This is a genomic window from Varibaculum massiliense (genome assembly GCF_900106855.1).
Taxonomy (GTDB): Bacteria; Actinomycetota; Actinomycetes; order Actinomycetales; family Actinomycetaceae; genus Varibaculum; species Varibaculum massiliense.
Window position 1 is genome coordinate 1 of the sequence record NZ_FNWI01000003.1, and the last position, 1,069, is coordinate 1,069.

Here is a 1,069-nt window from a genome sequence, read left to right on the forward strand (position 1 = left end):
GCCGACGCCGACCTCGCGCGCGCGGCGGGCTACCTCGAACTCGCGCGGCTCCTTCGAGTCGGCCATGCGCTTGATGAAGGTGGGCTCGCTGAACAGGAAGCGCACCTCGTCGACCTTGGAGAGCTCCTCTTTGAGCTCCCCGTAGGCGAACACGGTGAAATACGAGCTGATTATCGACAACTTCGCGCCGTCGTCGATGGATTCGCCGAGGGCGTCTCCCAGGCGCTCCGCGCCGACGTTGCTTAGCGACTTCACGCCTCTATGCCCCCTTTTTCGCGAGCTCTTCGATCATGCAGGTGCGCACGAAGGCGGAGAAGCTCATGCCCCGCAGGGCCGCCTCCTCCTTCGCCGCGTCGCGCAGGGTGTCGGGGATGCGCAGGGTCACGGAGACCTGGTCGCCGTCCACCAGGAAGCTTCTGATCTCGGTCTCGTCGGGATTGCTCTTGATGAGCTCCTTGTAGCTGTCGGGCATCTGCGCTCCCATCGCTCGAAATGCAATACAAATGCGTTTGCAGCATTATAACGCGACGGCACGCGGCGGCACTGGGAATGCGAGGACAGCCGATGTCCAGGCTTTATATGAGCGCGGACGGCGATGGACGCCCTGATCGGGCTTGGATGGCCGCTTTCGTTCGGGTCCTCATCTCTCGTTTTCGCGAGGTTTGGCGTTTGCCCATTCCTCGGCGTAGAGAACCTCGTTCTGAGCCTCCAAGATTCGCGCGGCGTCGCCGATGCGCTCGGCGCACCTCTCACTTATCGACTTCAGGGCCAGAATCCCCTCGACGTCGAGCGGGTCCAGCTGGTCGGCATGCGCCAGGGACTCGAGCAGCTGGTCCAGGCCCCTCGCCAGCCTCCCGGCATCGCACACGGCATCGATGAGCTCGATGCGCTCCAACTTCTCTTCGTGGCTCAACATCAGCTCGCCTCCTTCTCTCAACGGACGTGTCGCGCAGCACCGTAGCCGTTCCATGCGGAGAACCATCTCGCCGCCCGCGGTCCCGTGCGCATATCGGCCGCAAGCGGCACGGGAAAGCCGTCCGTCCCGACTCATGCCGCGGCGCCGCGACTC

Annotated in this window: 3 protein-coding genes; all 3 read right to left on the reverse strand. The window is 64.1% G+C overall.

What is annotated here, in order from left to right; translation table 11 throughout:
• On the reverse strand, positions 1-255 hold a 255-nt coding region (locus BQ5456_RS00025), incomplete at its 3' end, for a phospholipase D-like domain-containing protein (protein ID WP_143036992.1).
• 4 nt (positions 256-259) lie between these two features.
• A complete protein-coding gene (locus BQ5456_RS00030; RefSeq protein WP_227561562.1) occupies positions 260-472 on the reverse strand; it encodes a YlcI/YnfO family protein in 213 nt (70 codons plus the stop codon).
• Between the two features lie 168 nt (positions 473-640).
• On the reverse strand, positions 641-916 hold the full coding sequence (locus tag BQ5456_RS00035) for a hypothetical protein (protein WP_052118776.1): 276 nt from the start codon (positions 914-916) through the stop codon (positions 641-643).
• Positions 917-1,069 lie beyond the last annotated feature (153 nt).